The following is a 387-nucleotide window of genomic DNA, read 5'->3' on the forward strand; positions in this document are numbered from 1 at the left end:
CCCTCTCCAGCGCATCGGCCTCTTCCGCCCGATTCGTCAGGAACTGCCCCGTCTGTCGGCTTGCCTCCGAAACAATCTCGAACCCCGCCTCGATCTTCTCCTTGTCAAAGATCGGCTTAAGCGCGTTCAACGTATCCGACGTATCCCGGTTCAACGACGCGATGGTCTCCGCTGCCGTCTTGCCGGTCAGCGCCTGCTGGCCCGCCTCGTCGCGGATCACGATCGTGCCGCCGCTGATGGCGCTGCTCGTGGTCGAGCTGCTGCTGCCGCTGGCCGCCGCGACCATGGGCGGCTTGATCGACACGTTGCCCGACGAGGGCAGCGAGGTGCTGGCCTCCTTGCTCGCGCCGCCCGCGACCTGGTTGTCCTTGGTCGTGCCCAGGCCCG

Annotated in this window: 1 pseudogene; it reads right to left on the reverse strand. The window is 66.9% G+C overall.

The annotated features are described in order from the left end of the window. Positions 1-387: pseudogene (locus KDH83_RS31890) on the reverse strand (hypothetical protein); the annotation flags it as partial.

The sequence above is a fragment of the Achromobacter sp. Marseille-Q0513 genome, from assembly GCF_018195695.1.
Lineage (GTDB): Bacteria > Pseudomonadota > Gammaproteobacteria > Burkholderiales > Burkholderiaceae_B > Achromobacter.